The sequence below is a fragment of the Stenotrophomonas sp. P5_A8 genome (assembly GCF_056400545.1).
On the sequence record NZ_JBFULB010000415.1, the window covers coordinates 1 to 2,936 of the forward strand.

3 protein-coding genes are annotated in these 2,936 nt (G+C 65.4%); all 3 read right to left on the reverse strand.

Features of this window, described 5'->3' with window-relative positions:
- Positions 1–1,208: adhesin (locus AC1DQP_RS18925; protein WP_478052247.1), on the reverse strand; the 1,208-nt coding region annotated here is incomplete at its 3' end.
- Positions 1,209–1,252: 44 nt separating this feature from the next.
- Positions 1,253–1,891 carry a hypothetical protein gene (locus AC1DQP_RS18930; protein ID WP_457319896.1) on the reverse strand — a complete coding sequence of 213 codons (639 nt, stop codon included), beginning with the start codon at positions 1,889–1,891 and terminating at the stop codon, positions 1,253–1,255.
- Positions 1,888–2,418: a hypothetical protein gene (locus AC1DQP_RS18935; RefSeq protein WP_457319898.1), complete on the reverse strand. Its 531-nt coding sequence runs from the start codon at positions 2,416–2,418 to the stop codon at positions 1,888–1,890. Before AC1DQP_RS18935 ends, AC1DQP_RS18930 begins: the two co-directional genes overlap by 4 nt.
- Positions 2,419–2,936 lie beyond the last annotated feature (518 nt).

The window sequence follows — 2,936 nt, forward strand, 5'->3', positions numbered from 1 at the left end:
GTAACGAAGGCGATACCGCCCACGCCTTCCCGGTTCGGGTTGGCCGTTGCGTTCTGGATCTCGTTGTCCATGTCGAGGTGGCCRGTCGGGTTGCCACCCGGGTGCGGCAGTTCACCGCTCCAGGAATCCAGGTAGTAGTTGTCCTTCTGGTAGGCGCTGCCACTGCCGCTGTAGGTGCCGGCGCCCACGGCCAGGGTGCCACCGGCGACGCGGCCACGCAGGCTGACGTTGACGGTGTCGGTCATGGAGCGCAGGTAGCCGGCGTTGGCCACGCTGTTGCCGGTGGAGACCTGGTTGGAGCTGATGCTCGAGGTCGCATAGGCGCTGGTGGCCACCGAGGCGGCGAGCGCGTTCTTCTGCTCGTTGTTGTTGCCCGAGGCGACGTTGGCACCGATGTTGCCCGACGCGTTGCTGAAGGCATTGCCGCCCAGGCCTGCGGCGTTGGTCACGCCGGAGTTGAGGGTGGTGTTGCCGGCGCCGTACTGGTTGACGAACACTTCGGCGTCGGCCATGCCGAAGCTGAAGGAGGCATCGGCCGCGGACAGCGACGCGGCGTTGTCCTGGGCGTTGTTGTCGCCAGCGGCGACGTTGAAGCCGAGGTTGCCCGAGGCATCGGAGCCGACGTCATCGGCGATCGAGGCACTGTTGGTGACCAGGCTGTTGGAGGCGGCGTTGTCGGTGATCGACTGGCGGTTGTCGATGATGGCGATGGCGGCCGAGTCGAGGTCGATCGAGCCGGTGATTTCCGGATCTCCCGAGAAGTTCACGTCCGAACTCAGGCGCATGTCTTTTTCAAGGTTGACGTCGACGCCGTGGTTGTTCTTTTCCTGGCGCTCGTCGGCCTGGATGTTACTGGTCTTGTTGACGTTCTCGTTGACGGTGACGTCGCGGGTACGGGTCACGCTGCTGTTGGTGGTGCTGTTGTTGGTGGTATCGGTGTTGCTGGTGGTGTTGTTGTTGCGGGTGTTGTTCCAGGTACGGTTCCAGGTACGCGAATCGTTGTCGTTGCGCGTATTGGTTTCGATGTTGGTGTCGATGTTGGTATCAACATCGGTATCGACGTTGGTGTTGAGGTTGGTGCGCGTTTCCACCACGTTGTGCAGGTGGTTGATGAACGCGCTCTGGTTCTGGTTGTCCTGCGCGGCGACGGACGCGGACGCGGCTGCGATCGCGATGGCCAATACGGTACGGTGCATGTTGGTGTTCATGGTGCCCTCTCTCTCATCACAGACAATCGGGTGGATGTGACTACTCACGGGGTGGACTGCACCGAGATGCTCAGTTGGTTTGCGGTGGCGTTGCCGGATCCCGCGATCTGATTGAGTTGCAGGACGCCGTCGAAGCCCTGCAGCGCGGTGCCTTCCACCGCGACGCTGCGGGTTCCGGCCGGCCGACCGCGATTGACGGCCCCCTGCCCCCCTGCTGACGCAAGCGCCCCCGACGCGGCCAAGGCCGCATCGTTCGACTCGCGTATGCCCTGTTGCGCCAGCGTGGCGGTGACGACGTTGCGCGTCGCGTTGCCGGTGCCGCTGGCCTGGTTGATCATGGCGACGCCACTGGCGCCGTTGAGTGCCTGTCCACCGATGCTGGCGCTGGCGTGCAGGGGACCGTCGCCGGTCACCTGGTTGTCGGCCTGCTGCTGGCGCGCGTTGACGGCGATATGGGCGTTGCGGCCGTTGGCGATGCCCAGCAGGTTGGCCTGCTGGTTGAGGTCGCCGGCGACCATGTTGACGGTGATGGCACCCTCGGCGCCGGACAACGCGCGGCCGTCGATGCGGCTGGTGTTGAGGTAGGACAGCATGGCGGCGTAGTCATCGGCCTGCTGCGCGCAGAGCGGCAGCGGCGCGGCGATGACGGCGGCGATGAGCAGGATGCGCGGCAGGCGGTTCATTTGCCTGGCCCGCCTACCGGCTGGCCCAACGGGAACTGCGCCAGTGCGCCGCGCACCTGGTCGCCGATGCCGCGGGTGGCGCCGGTGACGGCCCCCATGGGCCCACCGATGGTGGTGCTGAGCTGGCCGCCGGACAGCATGCCGCTGTCGGTGACTTTGCCCAGTGTCGCGTTGACGGTATGTCCGGTGACGCGTTCGATGGTGGTCGGCGCATGGGTAACGCCGGCGCCGGTGTTGGAGCCCAGGGCGGCATAGTCGTCGTCGCTGAGTTCATCCATGCCGCTGGACGTGCCAAGGGCCTGGGCGACTTCGCGCTTGGGCGAGGGATCGGCGATCAAGGCCATGCCGGGCGGCGCAGGCCGGTAGGCCGGCCGGGTGGAGACATCGCGCAGCAGGACGATTTCACCGGGCTGCGCCTTGATACCCTGGCGTGCGCCGGAGGCGTGCGCCGCGCAGGGCAACGCGAGCGCGGCGGCAAGCAGCCAGCCACCTGCGGGGATGATGCGGTATGCAACAACGCTGTCCATGGCGACCTCCTCGAAACGTGCCGAGGGGTAACGCAGCATTCGTGCCAACGTCCAACGCCCGTCATTGCGGGCCTTTTCGGCATCTCAGGGTGTAACGCGGCAACAGGGTTGTTACAGATCCGTTGGAAATAACATCTGCTGAACAAGCACATCACGCGCCGCACAGGCCCGCCGCTGCTCGCTTTCTTTCAGGTGTATCACCCGTGTTACGCCTGCTGTTACACCCTTTACAGCGCGTGGTCAGGATCAGTGAAGACAGTGCGGCGAGGGTTATTCGCCCTTACTGGTCGGGTGGCCAGGTGCTACAGCAAAAGCCGATCAAGTATTCGGCTTCCATCCGGGCATCACGGCGTGCCTGGGATGTCTTCTCCGTTCGGGCCTGCCGCGAGCGTCAGGGCCCCGTAGCGGCTTGCGGTAAGCAGGCGGAAGCCAGGCTTTTTGGGCTGGTCGGTGGGTCGGGCGCTGGGCTCCCATGCCCTTGGAGGCGAAATAAAGGGGGAGGGGGCGGCCGCAGGCCG